At 63.7% G+C, this 17,031-nt stretch carries 16 protein-coding genes; 10 read left to right on the forward strand and 6 right to left on the reverse strand.

Features of this window, described 5'->3' with window-relative positions; translation table 11 throughout:
• The first annotated feature begins 264 nt into the window (after positions 1–264).
• The 9 genes from ACXAED_RS17795 (at position 265) to ACXAED_RS17835 (ending at position 8,349) form a co-directional block, all read left to right on the forward strand.
• Positions 265–1,143, forward strand: a complete 879-nt coding sequence (locus ACXAED_RS17795; RefSeq protein WP_475051935.1) for a lysophospholipid acyltransferase family protein — start codon at positions 265–267, stop codon at positions 1,141–1,143.
• Positions 1,144–1,152: 9 nt separating this feature from the next.
• Positions 1,153–1,962: a glutamate racemase gene (locus tag ACXAED_RS17800; protein WP_475051936.1), complete on the forward strand. Its 810-nt coding sequence runs from the start codon at positions 1,153–1,155 to the stop codon at positions 1,960–1,962.
• A 114-nt stretch (positions 1,963–2,076) separates the two neighbouring features.
• Positions 2,077–3,105: an N-acetyl-gamma-glutamyl-phosphate reductase gene (gene argC, locus ACXAED_RS17805; protein ID WP_475051937.1), complete on the forward strand. Its 1,029-nt coding sequence runs from the start codon at positions 2,077–2,079 to the stop codon at positions 3,103–3,105.
• A 39-nt stretch (positions 3,106–3,144) separates the two neighbouring features.
• Positions 3,145–3,588 carry a cytochrome c maturation protein CcmE gene (gene ccmE / locus ACXAED_RS17810; protein WP_475051941.1) on the forward strand — a complete coding sequence of 148 codons (444 nt, stop codon included), beginning with the start codon at positions 3,145–3,147 and terminating at the stop codon, positions 3,586–3,588.
• A gap of 182 nt (positions 3,589–3,770) precedes the next feature.
• On the forward strand, positions 3,771–4,382 hold the full coding sequence (locus tag ACXAED_RS17815; protein WP_475051943.1) for a holin-associated N-acetylmuramidase: 612 nt from the start codon (positions 3,771–3,773) through the stop codon (positions 4,380–4,382).
• Positions 4,373–4,948: a holin family protein gene (locus ACXAED_RS17820; protein WP_475051945.1), complete on the forward strand. Its 576-nt coding sequence runs from the start codon at positions 4,373–4,375 to the stop codon at positions 4,946–4,948. The genes ACXAED_RS17815 and ACXAED_RS17820 overlap by 10 nt, the downstream gene beginning before the upstream one ends.
• Positions 4,949–5,026: 78 nt before the next feature.
• Entirely contained in the window at positions 5,027–6,991 is a 1,965-nt protein-coding gene (locus tag ACXAED_RS17825; protein ID WP_475051947.1) for a heme lyase CcmF/NrfE family subunit, read from the forward strand.
• A complete protein-coding gene (locus ACXAED_RS17830; RefSeq protein ID WP_475051948.1) occupies positions 6,988–7,470 on the forward strand; it encodes a cytochrome c-type biogenesis protein in 483 nt (160 codons plus the stop codon). Before ACXAED_RS17825 ends, ACXAED_RS17830 begins: the two co-directional genes overlap by 4 nt.
• Before the next feature lie 102 nt (positions 7,471–7,572).
• Positions 7,573–8,349: an enoyl-CoA hydratase-related protein gene (locus ACXAED_RS17835; protein ID WP_475051950.1), complete on the forward strand. Its 777-nt coding sequence runs from the start codon at positions 7,573–7,575 to the stop codon at positions 8,347–8,349.
• A 28-nt stretch (positions 8,350–8,377) separates the two neighbouring features.
• On the opposite strand, the gene ACXAED_RS17840 is transcribed toward ACXAED_RS17835, so the two are convergent.
• The 3 genes from ACXAED_RS17840 to gltX form a co-directional block, all read right to left on the reverse strand.
• Complete coding sequence (locus ACXAED_RS17840) at positions 8,378–9,247, reverse strand: calcium-binding protein (protein ID WP_475051952.1); 870 nt, start codon at positions 9,245–9,247, stop codon at positions 8,378–8,380.
• A 307-nt stretch (positions 9,248–9,554) separates the two neighbouring features.
• Positions 9,555–10,850, reverse strand: a complete 1,296-nt coding sequence (locus ACXAED_RS17845) for a citrate synthase (protein WP_027237699.1) — start codon at positions 10,848–10,850, stop codon at positions 9,555–9,557.
• Positions 10,851–10,976: 126 nt separating this feature from the next.
• Positions 10,977–12,377 (reverse strand): glutamate--tRNA ligase, encoded by a 1,401-nt coding sequence (gene gltX / locus ACXAED_RS17850; RefSeq protein ID WP_475051954.1) that lies wholly within the window; start codon positions 12,375–12,377, stop codon positions 10,977–10,979.
• Between the two features lie 79 nt (positions 12,378–12,456).
• Here gltX and ACXAED_RS17855 point away from each other — a divergent pair, with 79 nt between their 5' ends.
• A complete protein-coding gene (locus tag ACXAED_RS17855; RefSeq protein WP_475051957.1) occupies positions 12,457–14,529 on the forward strand; it encodes a ComEC/Rec2 family competence protein in 2,073 nt (690 codons plus the stop codon).
• On the opposite strand, the gene lexA is transcribed toward ACXAED_RS17855, so the two are convergent.
• From lexA to moaC, 3 genes are all read right to left on the reverse strand, one after another.
• Positions 14,523–15,230, reverse strand: coding sequence for a transcriptional repressor LexA (lexA, locus tag ACXAED_RS17860; RefSeq protein ID WP_475051959.1), 708 nt, complete (start codon positions 15,228–15,230; stop codon positions 14,523–14,525). The genes ACXAED_RS17855 and lexA overlap by 7 nt on opposite strands.
• A 153-nt stretch (positions 15,231–15,383) precedes the next feature.
• A complete protein-coding gene (locus tag ACXAED_RS17865) occupies positions 15,384–16,556 on the reverse strand; it encodes a molybdopterin molybdotransferase MoeA (protein WP_475051961.1) in 1,173 nt (390 codons plus the stop codon).
• A complete protein-coding gene (gene moaC / locus ACXAED_RS17870; protein WP_475051964.1) occupies positions 16,557–17,027 on the reverse strand; it encodes a cyclic pyranopterin monophosphate synthase MoaC in 471 nt (156 codons plus the stop codon).
• Between the last annotated feature and the right edge of the window lie 4 nt (positions 17,028–17,031).

Below are 17,031 nucleotides of genomic sequence, written 5' to 3' on the forward strand. Positions count from 1 at the left end.
GCTGAACGGCATTGCGGCAGGGCGGGGCACTCCCGCCCGCTCCGGACCATCCTTGGGATGGCCCCTCCCGGTTGGGCCCGGCGCCGCGCTGACGCGCGGCGTTTGCCGTTCCACGGCGCCGTTTGCGCATCTGGACACCCCAGGGCACGTGGAAGCACCCCGGCCAGGTCTTGCAGCAAAGCGTCACACCCCTGTTACGCATCCATTGCAGAATGCGCCTCCGGCCTTATCTGGCCGCTGACACCAGACGGAGACCCGCCACAGATGCAGGCGCAGCGCCATATTGCCCGTGATATTTCCTATGCCCATTCGGCCTCCACCCGCGCGGGCCGCGCGGTGATCCGGCTGATGGAGAATTCCACCGGGCGCCTCGGCCTGATCCGGCGTGCGGCTGGATATGAACGAGATGTAGCCGCGGGCCGAAGCTTCTGGAGCGTGATGGCGGAGCGCTACGGTCTGTCGCTGGACGTGGCCAGAGGATCGCTGGCGAACATTCCGCGGGACAAGCCGGTGATCCTGATTGCCAATCACCCCTATGGGATCCTCGACGGGCTGATGATGGGGCATATTCTGTCCCAGACGCGGGGAGATTTCCGCATTCTGGCAAATCAGGTGTTCCGCAAGGCGGAGGATCTGAGCAAGGTGATCCTGCCAGTGGACTTCGCCGGGACACGGCAGGCCATGCAGACCAACCTGCAGACCCGCAAGGACGCGCTCAGCTTTCTGGGGCAGGGCGGTGCCATCGGCATCTTCCCGGGCGGCACTGTGTCCACTGCGGCCCGGCCCTTTGACCATCCGATGGACCCGGGCTGGCGCGGTTTTACGGCGCGGATGGTGGCTAAATCGGATGCGGTGGTGGTTCCCGTCTTCTTCGACGGCCACACCTCACGCCTGTTCCAGATTGCCAGCCATTTGCACGTTACACTGCGGATGGGGCTGCTGATCAAGGAGTTCCGCAAACGTGTCGATACCCCGGTGAGGGTCGTTATCGGCGAGCCGATTGGCCGCGACGTATTGGACCCGCTGGCCAAAGACACAAAAGCAATGATGGATTTCCTGCGCAAAGCGACGTATGACCTGTCTCCGGTACCGCTCAAATCCTATGCGCATGGGTTTGAGTTCGAGGAGAAACACCGCGCGTGAGAGAGCTTTATGGCTGTTGGCATCTTTGATTCAGGCCTGGGCGGGCTGACCGTCCTTGACGCAGCGCAAAAGCGGCTGCCGGATGTGAATTTCCTGTACTACGGCGACAACGCCCGCGCGCCCTATGGTGTGCGCGATGCCGAGGATGTCTATCAGCTGACCAAAACGGCCGTGGCCGGTATGTGGGACAAGGGCTGCGATCTGGTGATCCTCGCCTGCAACACCGCCTCTGCCGCGGCGCTGCGCCGGATGCAGGAGGGCGGGCTGCCCAAGGGCAAGCGGGTGCTGGGGGTGTTTGTGCCGTTGATCGAAGCGCTGACCGAGCGCCAGTGGGGCGACAACTCGCCCCCGCGTGAGGTCGCGGTGCAGCATGTGGCGCTGTTCGCCACCCCGGCGACCGTCGCCAGCCGCGCCTTCCAGCGCGAACTGGCGTTCCGCGCCATTGGCGTAGATGTAGAGGCGCAGGCCTGCGGCGGCGTTGTCGACGCGATCGAAGACGGCGACATGATCCTGGCCGAGGCGCTGGTGCGTTCCCACGTTGATGCGCTGAAACGCAAGATGCCGCATCCGGAGGCCGCAATTCTGGGCTGCACTCACTACCCGCTGATGGAACAGACGTTTCAGGAGGCGCTGGGGCCGGAGGTCAAGGTGTTCAGCCAGGGCAATCTGGTGGCGGACAGCCTGGCAGACTATCTGACCCGCCATCCTGACATGTACGGCAATGGCGGTGGCGGCTTCTTCACCACCGGGAACCCGGGCCGTGTCAGCGACCGCGCGACCCAGTTTCTCCGACGGGAAATCACCTTTCAGGCGGCCTGAACACCGACCGTCCGGAACCTTGTTCCAGGTCAAAGTGTGCGGGCGCCTTTCCCCGTATTTCTCTCCGCAGATGGCTGCGGAAACGGCATATCATATTGAAAGACGAGGTCTGACATGACCCATAAAGTGGCTATCCTTGGCGCTTCCGGCTACACCGGCGCCGAACTGGTGCGGCTGATCGCGCAGCACCCGAACATCGAGATCGCGGCGCTGTCCGCCGACCGCAAGGCCGGCATGACCATGGCCGAAGTGTTCCCGCACCTGCGCCATATGGAGCTGCCGGTGCTGTGCAAGATCGACGAGATCGACTTTGCCGGCATCGATCTTTGCTTCTGCGCGCTGCCCCATAAGACCAGCCAGGAGGTGATCGCGGCGCTGCCCAAGACCCTCAAGATCGTGGATCTGTCGGCGGACTTCCGGCTGCGCGACCCGGCGGAATACGAGAAGTGGTACGGCAATCCGCACGCTGCGCTGGAGCAGCAGGAAGAGGCTGTTTACGGCCTGACCGAGTTCTACCGGGATGACATCAAATCTGCGCGCCTGGTGGCCGGCACGGGCTGCAACGCCGCAACCGGCCAGTTTGCCCTGCGGCCGCTGATCGAAGCCGGTGTTATCGACCTGGACGAGATCATTCTGGATCTGAAATGCGCCGTCTCCGGCGCCGGCCGGTCGCTCAAGGAAAACCTGCTGCACGCGGAGCTGAGCGAGGGCTACAATGCCTACGCCATCGGCGGCACCCACCGGCACCTGGGCGAGTTCGACCAGGAGTTCAGCAAGATCGCAGGCCGCCCGGTCAAGGTGCAGTTCACCCCGCATCTGCTGCCGGTGAACCGCGGCATCCTGGCGACCGTCTATGTGAAGGGCGACGCGCAGGCGATTCATGATACCTTTGCCAAAGCCTATGCTGATGAGCCGTTCATTGAGCTGCTGCCCTTGGGTGAGGCGCCCTCTACCCATCACGTGCGCGGCTCCAACTTCTGCCATATCGGCGTGGCACAGGACCGGATCGAAGGCCGTGCCATCGTCTTTGCGGCACTGGATAACCTGACAAAAGGAAGCAGCGGCCAGGCCTTGCAGAACGCAAACCTGATGTTAGGTGAGGAAGAAACCGAAGGTCTGATGATGGCGCCGCTGTTCCCCTGATCAGGGGCCGGCGCTGTTGGGGCCTGAATAGAGGACACCATGAAGAACCTGAAGAAACAGCGCCGGATCCAGGTCATCGCGGTTGCCGCGGTGGCCCTGATCGTGGCAACCGCCCTGATCGGCTATGCCATGCGGGACGGGATCAACTACTTCCGCTCGCCCAGCCAGGTGATGGAGGAGCCGCCGAAGCCATCCGAGGTGTTCCGCATCGGCGGGCTGGTGGCGGAAGGCTCCTTGCAGCGCGGCCAGGGCGAAACCGTGCGCTTTGCGGTGACGGACGGCGGCGCGACTGTAAACGTCGCCTATACCGGGGTTCTGCCTGACCTGTTCGAGGAGAACCAGGGCATGGTTGGCACCGGGCGTTACGTGAACGGCGTCTTTGAAGCCACTGAAATCCTGGCAAAACATGATGAGACTTACATGCCCAAGGAAGTCATGGACGCGTTGAAGGAACAGGGTGTTTATCAGGAACCCGGGACCTGAGCCCTTCGCAGGTTTAGATCAATGGCCCCGCAGGACTGCCGTCCTGCGGGGCTTTTTGCTTCTGGGCTCACCAGCAAACAGACGCGGTTTCCCGTTGGGTGTTGCGCAGCCGGCGCACGGTTGTGTGAGAAGGTTTTAGCGCCTTTGCGGCATCCTGTTGCGGTTGGATGTGGTGAGGTGACATGCAGAGCGTTCAGGAAATTGCACAACAGATCGTGGCGCGCGAAGGCGGGTTTGTGAATGATCCGGATGATCCCGGCGGGGCCACGAAATACGGGGTGACGATTGGCACGCTGCGGCTCCTGGGGCTGGATCTGACCGGCGATGGAGCTGTCGGGGTCGAAGACGTGCGGGCGTTGAGCCGCGCCCAGGCGATAGAAATCTTCATCGCCCACTATTTCGAGTCGCCGCGGATTGGCAGCCTGCCGCAGTGCCTGCAGGACACGGTGTTCGACATGTACGTGAATGCAGGCAGCAACGCGGTGCGCATTCTGCAGCGGTTGCTGCGGGAGATGGGCTATGGTGTTGCTGTTGATGGTGCCATCGGCCCGCAGACGGCAGGGGCCGCTACCCAAGCGGCGGAGATCGGCGCGGAGGCCCTGCGTGACGCCTACGGCGTCGCGCGCCGCAACTATTATTTCCGTCTGGCGGACCGGCGCCCGGCCAGCCGCAAATATGCGCGCACCCGTGCAGGCGGCAAGGGCGGCTGGATCAAGCGGGCCGAAGAGTTCATTTCACCAGTCTACCACCTGAGCCGCGGCGACTTTCAGCGGAGGACCGCGGCATGGGGCTGATTGCAGATATATTCGGATTGATTTTTGGTAGCCATCGCAACGCCTTGCGGGAAGCCGTTGAAGTCTTTCGCGAAAACGCGGAGGCAGGCGCTGCACGCGCGCACGATTTGCAGAACGCTGCGCTGAGCCAGCTGGCGGCGGAGTTTCAGTATGGCGGCAGAAGCCGCTTTGACCGGTTCATGGACGGGGTGAACCGTCTGCCGCGCCCCCTGCTGGCGCTTGGGACCCTTGCACTGCTAGGCGCATCTCTCAGCGATCCGGTCTGGTTTGCTGCAAGAATGCAAGGGCTCGCGTTGGTGCCAGAGCCGCTGTGGTGGCTGCTGGGCGTCATCGTCTCCTTCTACTTCGGCGCCCGCCATCAGGTGAAGAGCCAGGAATTTCAGCAGGGCCTGGCTGCCAGCATGGCGCGGGTGCCGCAGGTGGCGCAAAATATCGCCGCGCTGGAGCGGCTCAGGGCCGATACGCCTGCCGCCGCCGCCACCCGCACAGATGCGGCGGCCCGGCTGGACGCCACCGCGGCGGAGAACAATCCAGCGCTGGAAGCCTGGAAAGCGCGCCGCGGCTGATCACATTTTGCCCTCTGCGGCGGCATGGCGCGGCGTTTGCCATTGGCCCTCCCGGCAGACAGGCGTATAGGAAAAAACATGATTACAGAGCTCGGCCACTTCGCCCTTATCCTCGCCTTCATGATCGCTATCGTGCAGGCCGTGATCCCCTTGATCGGCGCGCAGAAACGCTGGCCCGGCTGGATGGCCGTGGCAGAGCCTGCCGCGCAGGCGCAATTCCTGTTCACCGCGTTTTCCTTTGGCGCGCTGATGTGGGCCTTCATCACCTCTGACTTCTCGCTGAAGCTGGTGACGCTGAACAGCCATTCGGCCAAGCCGATGCTGTACAAGATCTCCGGCACCTGGGGGAACCACGAGGGCTCGATGCTGTTGTGGGTGCTGATCGTCAGCCTGTTCGGCGCGCTGGCCTCGGTATTTGGCGGCGGGCTGCCGCCCACGCTCAAGGCGCGGGTGCTGGCGGTGCAAGCGGCGATCGGGGTGGCGTTCTTTGCCTTCATCCTGTTCACCTCGAACCCGTTCCTGCGCCTGACGGTGCCGCCGTTTGACGGGCAGGACCTGAACCCGCTGCTGCAGGACCCGGGCCTCGCGTTCCACCCGCCGTTCCTTTACCTCGGCTATGTCGGCCTCAGCATGGCGTTTTCGTTTGCCGTCGCGGCCCTGATCGAAGGCCGGGTGGATGCCGCCTGGGGCCGCTGGGTGCGGCCGTGGACGCTCGCCGCCTGGATCTTCCTGACCATCGGCATCGCGCTGGGGTCGTGGTGGGCCTATTACGAGCTTGGCTGGGGTGGTTTCTGGTTCTGGGACCCGGTGGAGAACGCTTCCTTTATGCCCTGGCTGCTGGCCGCAGCGCTGCTGCACTCCGCCATCGTGGTGGAAAAGCGCGAGGCGCTGAAAAGCTGGACCATCCTGCTGGCGATCCTGGCCTTCGGCTTCTCGCTGATCGGTACGTTCATTGTGCGTTCGGGCGTGATCACCAGCGTCCATGCCTTTGCCAACGACCCGGAGCGGGGCGTGTTTATCCTGATCATCCTGGCCTTCTTCACCGGCGGCGCGCTGACCTTGTTTGCGGCGCGTGCGCAGGCGATGGAGGCCAAGGGCGTTTTTGGCATGATCAGCCGTGAAAGCGCGCTGGTGGCGAACAATATCCTGCTGGCGGTCAGCTGCTTTGTGGTGTTCTTCGGCACCATCTGGCCGATCGTGGCAGAGATGCTGCTGGACCGGAAGCTGAGCGTCGGCCCGCCGTTCTTCAATTCGGCCTTCACCCCCTTCATGGTGGTGCTGGGCTTGCTGCTGCCGGTCGGCGCCATGCTGCCGTGGAAGCGCGGCCGGATCGGGCGCACCGCCTGGCAGCTGCGCTATGTGTTTGTGCTGGCGGTGTCGCTGGGCGTGCTGGCCTGGTCGATGCAGACCGGGCGGTCTGCGCTGGGGCCGGTCGGGCTGTTCTTGGGGTCCTGGGTGGTCTTCGGTGCGCTGACGGATCTGTGGATGCGCAGCGGCAAATCCGGCCGCTTGCAGCGGATGCTGCGGCTGCCGCGGGCGGACTGGGGCAAGGCCACGGCCCACGCCGGCCTTGGCGTCACCATCTTTGCCGTTGCCGGGCTGACCGCCTGGGAGCAGGAGGATATCCGCGTGGCCCGTATTGGCGAGCCGTTTGAGGTTGGTGCCTTCACGCTGGTGTTGCAGGATGTCAACCGCGAGCAAGGGCCGAACTACTTCACCACCAAGGGACGCGTCGAAGTTACCCGAAACGGCCGGCCCGAGGCGGTGATGTTCCCGGAGAAACGCGACTATCCGGTGGCCAAGATGCCGACCACGGAGGCCGCGATTGACTACCGGGTGACCCGGGACCTGTATGTGGTGCTGGGCGACCAGCAGGCCGACGGCAGCTGGACCATGCGCACCTATATCAAACCCTTTGCCAACTGGATCTGGGCCGGCACCATCCTGATGGCGCTCGGCGGGCTGCTGAGCCTCAGCGACCGGCGCTTCCGCGTGGCTGCGGGCGCGCGCAAGACACCGGCAAGCGGAGTGCCTGCGGAATGAAACGGATGCGTTTTCTGATTGTCGCCCTGGCGGGTTTTATGGCGGCAGCTGCCGTCACCCCGTCGCCCGCTCTGGCGGTGGAGCCGGATGAGATCCTGGCGGACCCGGCGCTGGAGGCGCGTGCGCGGGAGCTGTCCAAGGACCTGCGCTGCCTGGTCTGCCGCAATGAAAGCATTGATGAATCCAACGCCGAACTGGCCCGCGACCTGCGGGTGCTGGTGCGGGAGCGGCTGGTGGCCGGCGACAGCGACCGTGAGGCGATGGATTTCATCGTCGCCCGTTATGGCGAGTACGTGCTGCTGCGGCCTACCACCAGCGGTGCCAACTGGCTGCTGTGGGCGGCGGGCCCGCTGATGCTGCTGGCGGCGCTGGTGATCGCGGTATTCTATGTTCGCGGCCGGGCCCGGGCGCCGAAAGCCGCAGAGCAGAGCCTGAGTGCGGAAGAACAGGAACGGCTGCGCAAAATCCTGAAGGATTGACGCCGGGTCTGCCTTTCCGGCGGGCAGGCTTTACGTCACCATAGCGTCAAACGGGCCCGCTGCGCACGGCTGGGCGGGACGCAAGCTTTATGAGGCAACCCTATGGACTACAAGGAAATCCTGTTCACGCTAGAGGACGGGCTGGCGGTCATCACCCTGAACCGTGCCAGCCGCAAGAACGCGCTGACCAGCCTGATGCGCTCGGAAATCACCCATGCGGTGCGGATGGCGTCGGCAGAAGCGCGTGCGGTGGTGCTGACGGGGGCGGGCGATGCGTTCTGCTCCGGCCAGGACCTGAGCGATGCCTCCAGCAGCGGCGACCTGGATCTGGAGCGCACGCTGCGCGACGAATACCTGCCGATGGTTGAGGCGATCTACAATTGCCCGGTGCCTGTCGTGGCCGCGGTCAATGGAGCCGCAGCCGGCGCCGGCGCCAGCCTGGCCCTGGCGGCGGATGTGGTGATCGCCAGTGAAAGCGCGTTTTTCATGCAGGCGTTCAGCAAGATCGGCCTGATGCCCGATGCCGGCGGCACCTGGTTCCTGCCGCGCCAGGTCGGTATGGCCAAGGCGATGGGTGCGGCGCTGTTTGCCGACCGTATCAGCGCGCAGCAGGCCAGCGATTGGGGCATGATCTGGGAAGCGGTGCCGGATGCGGAGTTCGACGCCCGCTGGCGCGAGCGTGCCGCCTATCTGGCGCAAGGCCCCAGCAAGGCCTTTGCCGCCACCAAATCCGCCCTGCGCGAAAGCACGGGCCGCAGCCTAATGGAACAGCTGTCGGAAGAGGCGCATCTGCAAGGGGAATGCGGCAAGACCCGCGACTTCCTGGAAGGGGTGACCGCCTTCATGGAAAAGCGCCCCGCGAAGTTCGAGGGGCGCTGACAGGCACTCAGGGGACGGGGCCGATCGGTCAGGAGAAAAAGGACCCGCCGGAAGAACGGTCGACGATGGAAACATCGCTGACCGTCAGCAACCCGCCGGCGCCTTGGATCCGTGCGACGAATACATTGTCTGCAAAGAGCAGGGCAGAGCCTTGCCCTTCTCTGCTGCCGTCGCCGACGGTCTGAACCGACAGTCTGGGCGGCAGCCCGTCGCCGTTGTAGGAGTAGACCAGCAGGTCTTCGGCGGGGTCAAAGTCTGTCACGATAACGGGGTCATCGTTGGACGCGACCCAATCACCAACCACCAGAGTGTCGCGTCCTTCGCCGAGAGAGATGGTGTCGCCATCCCCCGCGATCACGGTATCATCGCCATACCCGGCTGAGACGCTGTCTGCATCGCCGTCAAGATCCGTATCCGGGTTTACAAACCCGGACAGGCCGCTGATATCCGTGATGGACCCGTCGGCCACCCCACGCGAAAAGCCGACAATTCCTTCGCCGTCGATACCGCTGGTTGAGATGATCCTGTCATCGCCGGCATCCCCGTGCAGAGTGTCCGATCCGTCGTTGTCGATAAGATAGTCATCGCCGGCGCCGCCCCGCACAAAGTCGTCGCCGGTGCCGCCAACCAGAATGTCGGTGCCGTCCATTCCAAACAGGCGGTCATCGCCGCCGCGGCCTTCGACGATATCGTCTCCGCCCCTGGCAAAAATGGTTTCGTCCTGGTCAGTGGCAGTCAAGTCATCTGCTGCATCAGACGTGGTGATGGTACTTACGGGTTCTTCGGTTTGAGGCGGTTCCGTAGCGTCCGGTTCACTGGCGCCGTCATCATCATCGTCCGCTGCCATAGCCACACCGCCTATGGTCAGGCCGATACCGAGCAAAATCAAAAATTCCATCTATTCAATCCTGTAGCCGCCCGGCGGGTGACGTTCTGTAACGACGCGCGCGGGGCACGCGCACCACCGGATTGGAGTAAACTAAGTAGTTTGGTATTGAGTTGAGTACTTTTAGACAAATACTCGTAAATATTGAAATTCTCGACGAAACAGTCAGCTGATGCCGCCGGGATTGTTTCGCGTTCTGGCCTGCCGCAGCAGATGGGGATTAGGAGTGCAGGCGGGAAGAAGGCCGCTGATTGCATCGGCGGCTAATAAAAAACGCCCCGCAAAGTGCGGGGCGTTTGTCTGATTGTCTACGCAGCTATCAGCGCTTTTCGATGTCGACGTAGTCGCGCAGGGTCTCGCCCAGGTACAGCTGGCGCGGGCGGCCGATCTTGTTCTGCGGATCGGCGATCATCTCTTTCCACTGCGAGATCCAGCCGACGGTGCGCGACAGCGCAAAGATCGGGGTGAACATCGAGGTCGGGAAGCCCATCGCCTCCAGGATGATGCCGGAGTAGAAGTCGACGTTCGGGAACAGCTTCTTCTCGATGAAGTAGTCATCGTGCAGCGCGGTGCGCTCCAGCTCCTTGGCGACCTGCAGCAGGGGGTTGTCTTCGACGCCCAGCAGCTCCAGCACTTCATCCGCGGATTGCTTCAGCACCTTGGCGCGCGGGTCGGTGTTCTTGTACACACGGTGGCCAAAGCCCATCAGGCGGAACGGGTCGTTCTTGTCCTTGGCGCGTTCGATGAACTCCGGAATGCGGTCAACGGAGCCGATTTCCTTGAGCATTTCCAGGCAGGCCTGGTTGGCGCCGCCGTGTGCCGGGCCCCAGAGACATGCGATGCCCGCAGCGATACAGGCAAACGGGTTGGCACCGGAGGAGGACGCCAGGCGCACGGTCGAGGTCGAAGCGTTCTGCTCGTGGTCGGCGTGCAGGATGAAGATCCGGTCCATCGCGCGGCTCAGGATCGGGTTTACGTGATATTCCTCGGCCGGAACCGAGAAGCACATGTGCAGGAAGTTGGCCGAGTAATCCAGGTCGTTCTTCGGGTACACGAAGGGCTGGCCGATGGAGTACTTATAGGCCATCGCCGCGATGGTCGGCAGCTTGGCGATCAGCCGGATGGCGGCAACTTCGCGCTGCCACGGGTCGGTCACGTCCAGCGAGTCGTGATAGAAGGCCGACATCGCGCCGACCACGCCCACCAGGGTCGCCATCGGGTGCGCGTCGCGGCGGAACCCGCGGAAGAAGTTGTGCATCTGCTCATGCACCATGGTGTGACGGGTCACACGGGTCTCGAAATCCTCCAGCTGAGCGGCGGTCGGCAGTTCGCCGTACAGCAGCAGGTAGCAGACCTCGAGGTAATGCGACTTGGACGCCAGCTGGTCGATCGGGTAGCCGCGGTGCAGCAGTTCGCCCTTGCCGCCATCAATATAGGTGATGGTGCTGTCGCAGCTGGCGGTCGAGGTGAAGCCCGGGTCATAGGTAAACACACCTGCCTGCGCATAGAGCTTGCGGATGTCGAGGACATCGGGCCCGGCCGTTGGCGAGAAAATGGGCAGCTCGTAATTTTCGCCATTCAGGCTGAGCGTGGCAGATTTCTGTGTCTCGGTCATGGATGTCCCTTCCTGTTACAGGCACGAAAGCTGCCGCTCGGGCGTCTTCATGCGGGGCAGCGCCTGCGCGATTTCGCGCAGGGGTTGTCTTATCAAAACAGGCTTACCCGGGCGTAAAGACCGAAGTCAGCCTGTAGCGTCTTTGAGCCGGGCGATGGTTTCATCGCGGCCCAGAATCAGCATCATATCGAACACCGAAGGCGTTACCGCCCGGCCCGCGAGCACAGCCCGCAACGGGCCTGCCAGTTTGCCGAACTTGGTATCATGTGCTTCTGCAAATGCGTTCAGAAGCGCCTCCAGATCGTCACGGACCCAGCTAGCATTTTGCAACTGCGGCGTCAATTCTTCCAGTATACCATCGGATACAGAAGACAGCGCTTTTTCTGCCTTCGCATCCCGTTCAAGAGGCCGTGATGCAAGGATAAAATGCGCTTTTTCAAGCAGTTCCGGGAAGGTGCGGGCCCGGTCCTTGAGGCAATACATCGCAGCTTCCAGCCCTTGTGACTGCGCGTCAGTCAGGGCCGGTTCTCCAGCAGCCGCCAGATATGCGCAGATTTCCTGCCGCAGTGCGGCATCATCGCTAACGGCAATATGCTGGCCGCAGAGGTTCTCCAGCTTTTTGGTGTCGAACCGGGCCGGGCTTTTGCCGATACCGTCAAAGTTAAACCACTCTTTGGCCTGGCTGTCTGTAAAAAATTCGTCATCGCCGTGCGACCAGCCGAGACGCGCCAGATAGTTGCGCATGCCAGCAGCCGGGTAGCCCATCGCCTGATACTCCTGCGCGCCAAGCGCGCCGTGGCGTTTGGAAAGTTTCTTGCCGTCCGACCCGTGGATCAGCGGGATATGCGCCCAGACCGGCACGTCCCAGCCCATCGCCTCGTAAATCATCATCTGGCGGGCGGCGTTGTTGAGGTGGTCATCGCCGCGGATCACATGGGTGACGCCCATGTCATGGTCATCCACCACTACAGCCAGCATGTAGACAGGGGTGCCGTCCGAGCGCAGCAGGATCATGTCGTCCAGCTGGTCGTTGCGGATGGTCACATCGCCTTGCACCTGATCCTTGATCACAGTGACGCCATCCTGCGGCGCCTTGATGCGGATCACATAGGGCGCGTCCGGGTGGCTGGCCTCATCAGCGTCGCGCCAGGGCGAGCGGTAGAGGGTGGACTTGCCCTCGGCCTTGGCCTGCTCGCGGAAGGCGGCGATTTCTTCCTGAGTGGCAAAGCATTTGTAGGCCTTGCCTTCCGCCAGAAGCTGTTTGGCAACCTCGGCGTGGCGGTCTGCGCGCTCGAACTGGCTGATCACCTCGCCGTCGTGATCCAGGCCCAGCCATTCCATGCCCTGAAGGATGGCCGCTGTGGCCTCCGGCGTGGAGCGTTCGCGGTCGGTGTCCTCGATCCGCAGCAGGAACTTGCCGCCGCGGCCGCGGGCATAAAGCCAGTTGAACAGCGCGGTGCGGGCGCCGCCAATGTGCAGAAAGCCGGTGGGAGAGGGCGCGAAACGGGTGACAACCGGTTGGGTCATGAGCGGGATTTACCTTTTGGAAACCATGGGAGGCATAGAGTTTCCGCCTGTCTACCGGGCCAGAAGGCGGGGGGCAAGCATGCGGCTGAGCGCAGCCATCGCAGACCTGCTGCAGGCGCAGCGGGGACATTTGTTCGCCTGGGTTCCAGTGTTTCTGGGCGCCGGGATCGGGGCCTATTTCAATTTGAAAAGCGAACCTGGCTGGGCGGTTTATGCGTCTTTCACAGCGCTTTCACTGCTGCTGGCTTGGCTTGCGAGGCAACGGCGGCCGCTGGCGTTCCTGTGGTGGGCGCCAGCCTTTGCGGCCGCGGGCCTGTGCCTGGCGGGTGCCCGCGCCAATTGGGCTGCGGGTCCGGTTCTTGATTTCCGCTATTACGGCCTGGTGGAGGGGCGGGTGGTGTCGGTGGACCGCTCCCCGACCGATGCGCTGCGGCTGACCCTGGACCAGGTACGGCTGGACCGTGTGTCTCCCGCGAAAACGCCGGTCCGTGTCAGGATTTCGCTGAAGGGGCAGGACACTGTTCCGCCGCCCGGCGCCATTGTGATGACAACCGCGCATCTGCTGCCGCCGCAGGGTCCGGCGGAGCCGGGCGGGTTCGACTTCCGCCGCCATGCCTGGTTCAAACAACTGGGCGCCCTCGGCTATACCAGAGCACCGGTTCTGCTGGCGGAGGCACCGGGAGATGGTGTCCCGGTGGAGCGCCTGCGCCGCGCAATGGCAGGGTATCTGCAGGAGCGGATCCCGGGCGAGACCGGCGGATTCGCCGCGGCCATCACCGCCGGCGACCGCAGCGGTGTCGGCGAGCAGACGCTGACGGCCCTGCGGCAAAGCAACCTGGCGCATTTGCTGGCAATCTCCGGTCTGCATATGGGGCTGCTCACCGGCTTTGTCTTTGCCGCCGTGAGGGTGCTGTTCTGCCTGGTGCCGCCGGTTGCCCTGCGCTGGCCGGTCAAGAAACTGGCAGCGCTGACCGCCTTGGCTGCCGGGGCAGGCTATCTTTTATTGTCAGGTGGCAATGTTGCGACGGAGCGGGCCTTTATCATGGTGGCCGTAATGCTGGGGGCTGTGCTGCTGAACCGGCGCGCGATCACGTTGCGGGCGGTGGCAGTGGCGGCATTGATCGTATTGCTGCGGCGTCCCGAAAGCCTGCTGAGCCCGGGTTTCCAGATGAGCTTTGCCGCGACGGCCGCGCTGGTCGCGGTTTTTGCCGCGCTGCGCGATGGAGAGGTTCCGTTGGGCCCGCGCTGGCTGCGGCCGGTTCTGGCGCTGGTGATTTCCTCCGCCGTGGCAGGTGCCGCAACCGCGCCCTTTGCAGCCGCGCATTTCAACACCCTTCCTCACTACGGTCTTCTTGCAAATGTGCTGGCAGTTCCGGTTATGGGCACTGTGGTCATTCCGGCGGCTGTACTGGCGCTGTGCCTGGTGCCCATCGGGCTGGAAGGGATTGCGCTGACGGTGATGCGCTGGGGCATGGACTGGATTCTGAGCGTCGCACAAACCGTGTCTGGGTTTGAGGGGGCCGTGTCCCATGTGGCGGCCCCGGGCGGCGCGGTGCTGCCGCTGTTTGCGTCGGGCATGGTATTCGCGGTGATCTGGCAGGGGAGGCTCCGGCTCGCTGGCCTGTTGCCAGCGGCTGCGGCGCTGTGGGTTTGGAGCGGGGCGGAGCGGCCCGCGGTCATCATCGCCGGATCCGGCGGGCTGATCGGAGTAATGGAAACCGAGGGCCGTGCGTTGTCGCGGGCTAAGGGGCAGGCGTTCACGGCAAAGATTTGGCTGGAAAACGATGGCGATGCGGCCAGCCAGCCTGAGGCCGCTGCGCGGTGGCGCGCGGCGGACATGGGGTTGCCTGTTTGGAAAGCTGCGGGCTACCGCTTGGTTCACGCACCAGGAAAGCGTAAGCTGCTGCAGGCAAGCCCTTGTAAAAAGGGAGATATCATCGTCTCCAACGTCGCCGGCGTGCCGCTTGGCGACTGCTTGCTGCTGACGCCCGAGGATTTGCGGCAGACCGGCAGCATCGCGGTCCAGCCCGACGGGCGGCTACTGACTGCCCGCGAAGCGACCGGAGCGCGCCTGTGGAGCGGGTGGAAGCCGGAGGGGCCGGAGATCCGGCGCCTGCGGCGGCTGCTCGCGGTGGCAGCGCAGCGTCAGTAGGTGCGGATCAGTCCGACGAGGCGGCCCTGAACCTGCACCTGGTCCTCGGGGTAGCGCCGGGTTTCATAGACCGGGTTCGCGGCCTCCAGCGCAATCATTCCGCCCTGGCGGTGATAATACTTCAAAGTGGCTTCCTGGTCTTCGACCAGTGCCACCACGATGTCTCCGTTGTCGGCAGAACTGGTCTCGCGGATAACCACGATGTCGCCATTGTTGATGCCGGCCTCGATCATCGAGTCGCCCTTGACCTCCAGAGCAAAGTGCTGGCCGTTGGGGGCAATCATGCCGCCCGGCACCGCCACCTGGTGCGAGACCTGGCTGATCGCCTCAATCGGAACACCGGCCGCGATGCGGCCCATAACCGGCAGCTCGACCGCGGCCTGACGCATGGGGTCGGGGGCCGCAGCTGCGGCAGTACGGTGGCCGCTCTGGCCGCCTTCGATCACAGCGGGTGCAAAGCCCTGCGGCTCTGGCGTGCCACCCAGGCTTTCGGGCAGCCGCAGGATCTCAATGGCGCGGGCGCGGTGGGCGAGGCGGCGGATGAAGCCGCGTTCTTCCAGGGCAGTGATCAACCGGTGGATGCCGGATTTGGAGCGCAGATCCAGCGCCTCCTTCATCTCGTCAAAACTGGGCGGAACACCGTCCCGCTGCAGGCGTTTGTGAATGAATTCCAGCAAATCCAGCTGTTTTTTCGTGAGCATCGCCGCTCCCTCCGCGCCTCTTGTAGATGTTTTCTTTTGTTCTACGCATGTTCACGTTTTGTGTCAACATGGCGGCTTGCGGTTGTGGCGGATAATGGACGCGCGGGAGTCGCGTTCATTTAGCTGGAGTATTTTTGCAAAGATGAAGGGGTATCAGATCGGCAAATATTGCACGGTTTCGCCTGCGTCGCGTGAGCCGTCACCCGGCCTACGGATCAGCAAGGCGTTGGCCCCGGCCAGGACAGTAAGCAATGAGCTGTCCTGATTGGCGAAAGCGCTGATCTTACCGTCCTCAATCCGGGCGCGCATGTAATGCTCGCGCGGACCGTTCGCAGAAAGAGGCTCTGCCAAGGTGGCAGTTTGAAGCGACTGGCCGCTGTCCGGCAGGCCAAGCATCGCCTGGATCATCGGTGCGAGGAACACATGGCCGCAGACCATCGCTGACACTGGGTTGCCGGGCAGACCCACCATGGCGGCAGAGTTGATCCGGCCTGCCATCAGCGGTTTCCCGGGGCGCATGGCGACTTTGTAGAAGCTGCGCTCCATCCCCAAATCTTGCGCCACCTTGCCGACCAGATCGTGGTCGCCAACGGAGGCGCCGCCGATGGTCACCACCAGGTCGGCGCCCTCTGCCAGTTCAAAAGCCGTGCGCAGGGAGCTTTCGGTGTCGCGGGCAATCGGCAGGATGCGGGCGCGCGCGCCGATGTTCTCCAGCATGGCCTTGAGGCCGAAAGTGTTGGAGGCGATGATCTGGTCCGGTCCGGGCGTGCCGCCCGGCATCACCAGCTCATCCCCGGTGGAGATCAGGGCGACCTCGGGGCGGCGAATGACCGGAACGGAGGGGATGTTCATCGCGGCCAGAAGGGCGACGTCCGCAGGTGTCAGCAGCCGGGGTGCGGAGACGGTCTGACCATCGGTGAAATCACCGCCGCGGGGGCGGATGTTGTCGTTCCTTCCAGGCTCATCCCTGATGGTGATGAGGTCTCCGGTCCGGCTGATATCCTCTTGAATGACAACGAAACTTGCGCCTTCCGGAACTGGCGCGCCTGTGAAGATCCGCACCGCCTGGCCCGCGCCCACGCGGCCGTCAAAGGCATGGCCCGCAGCAGCCTCGCCGATCACCTTGAACATGGCGTGCAGCTCGACTTCTGCAGCATTCACCGCGTAGCCATCCATGGCGGAAGCGGAAAAGGGCGGCTGGTCGCGGCGCGCGTGCATATCCTCTGCCAGTACCCGGCCCGCGGCCTCTGCCAAGGGAACTTCTTCGGTCTCCAGCTTGGCGACAAGCGCCAGAAGATGCGCGCGGGCTTCGCTGACGGAGATCATCTATGCCTCGTACCTGCCTGATTTTCCGCCATCTTTCAGCGTGACGCGGATGCCGCCTATCTGCATCGCCTTGTCCACGGCCTTGGCCATGTCATAGACGGTGAGCGCGGCGGTGGAGACGGCGGTGAGCGCTTCCATTTCGACCCCGGTCTGGCCGGTGGTCTTGACGGTTGCCTCGATGCGCACGCCGGGCAGGTCCGGATCCAGCGTCAGCTCCACCGCAACCTTGGTCACCGGCAGCGGGTGGCAGAGCGGGATCAGGTCCGGTGTCTTCTTGGCGCCCATGATCCCGGCCAAGCGGGCCACGGAGAGAACGTCACCCTTCTTGGCGCGGCCTTCTGAAATGATTTCAAAGGTTTCCGGCGCCATGGCAATGTGACCCTCGGCAGTTGCTACGCGCGAAGTCACTGCCTTGTCCGAGACATCAACCATATGGGCGTCGCCCTTGGTATCGAAATGGGTGAGGCTCATGGGC

The organism is Leisingera sp. ABM4_103 (assembly GCF_056158685.1).

What these genes read in the sequence shown, in the direction of transcription:
- ACXAED_RS17795 (WP_475051935.1), top strand. Translation starts at nt 265, where the DNA reads ATGCAGGCGCAGCGCCATATTGCCCGTGATATTTCCTATGCCCATTCG.
- ACXAED_RS17800 (WP_475051936.1), top strand. Translation starts at nt 1,153, where the DNA reads ATGGCTGTTGGCATCTTTGATTCAGGCCTGGGCGGGCTGACCGTCCTT.
- argC (WP_475051937.1), top strand. Translation starts at nt 2,077, where the DNA reads ATGACCCATAAAGTGGCTATCCTTGGCGCTTCCGGCTACACCGGCGCC.
- ccmE (WP_475051941.1), top strand. Translation starts at nt 3,145, where the DNA reads ATGAAGAACCTGAAGAAACAGCGCCGGATCCAGGTCATCGCGGTTGCC.
- ACXAED_RS17815 (WP_475051943.1), top strand. Translation starts at nt 3,771, where the DNA reads ATGCAGAGCGTTCAGGAAATTGCACAACAGATCGTGGCGCGCGAAGGC.
- ACXAED_RS17820 (WP_475051945.1), top strand. Translation starts at nt 4,373, where the DNA reads ATGGGGCTGATTGCAGATATATTCGGATTGATTTTTGGTAGCCATCGC.
- ACXAED_RS17825 (WP_475051947.1), top strand. Translation starts at nt 5,027, where the DNA reads ATGATTACAGAGCTCGGCCACTTCGCCCTTATCCTCGCCTTCATGATC.
- ACXAED_RS17830 (WP_475051948.1), top strand. Translation starts at nt 6,988, where the DNA reads ATGAAACGGATGCGTTTTCTGATTGTCGCCCTGGCGGGTTTTATGGCG.
- ACXAED_RS17835 (WP_475051950.1), top strand. Translation starts at nt 7,573, where the DNA reads ATGGACTACAAGGAAATCCTGTTCACGCTAGAGGACGGGCTGGCGGTC.
- ACXAED_RS17840 (WP_475051952.1), bottom strand. Translation starts at nt 9,247, where the DNA reads ATGGAATTTTTGATTTTGCTCGGTATCGGCCTGACCATAGGCGGTGTG.
- ACXAED_RS17845 (WP_027237699.1), bottom strand. Translation starts at nt 10,850, where the DNA reads ATGACCGAGACACAGAAATCTGCCACGCTCAGCCTGAATGGCGAAAAT.
- gltX (WP_475051954.1), bottom strand. Translation starts at nt 12,377, where the DNA reads ATGACCCAACCGGTTGTCACCCGTTTCGCGCCCTCTCCCACCGGCTTT.
- ACXAED_RS17855 (WP_475051957.1), top strand. Translation starts at nt 12,457, where the DNA reads ATGCGGCTGAGCGCAGCCATCGCAGACCTGCTGCAGGCGCAGCGGGGA.
- lexA (WP_475051959.1), bottom strand. Translation starts at nt 15,230, where the DNA reads ATGCTCACGAAAAAACAGCTGGATTTGCTGGAATTCATTCACAAACGC.
- ACXAED_RS17865 (WP_475051961.1), bottom strand. Translation starts at nt 16,556, where the DNA reads ATGATCTCCGTCAGCGAAGCCCGCGCGCATCTTCTGGCGCTTGTCGCC.
- moaC (WP_475051964.1), bottom strand. Translation starts at nt 17,027, where the DNA reads ATGAGCCTCACCCATTTCGATACCAAGGGCGACGCCCATATGGTTGAT.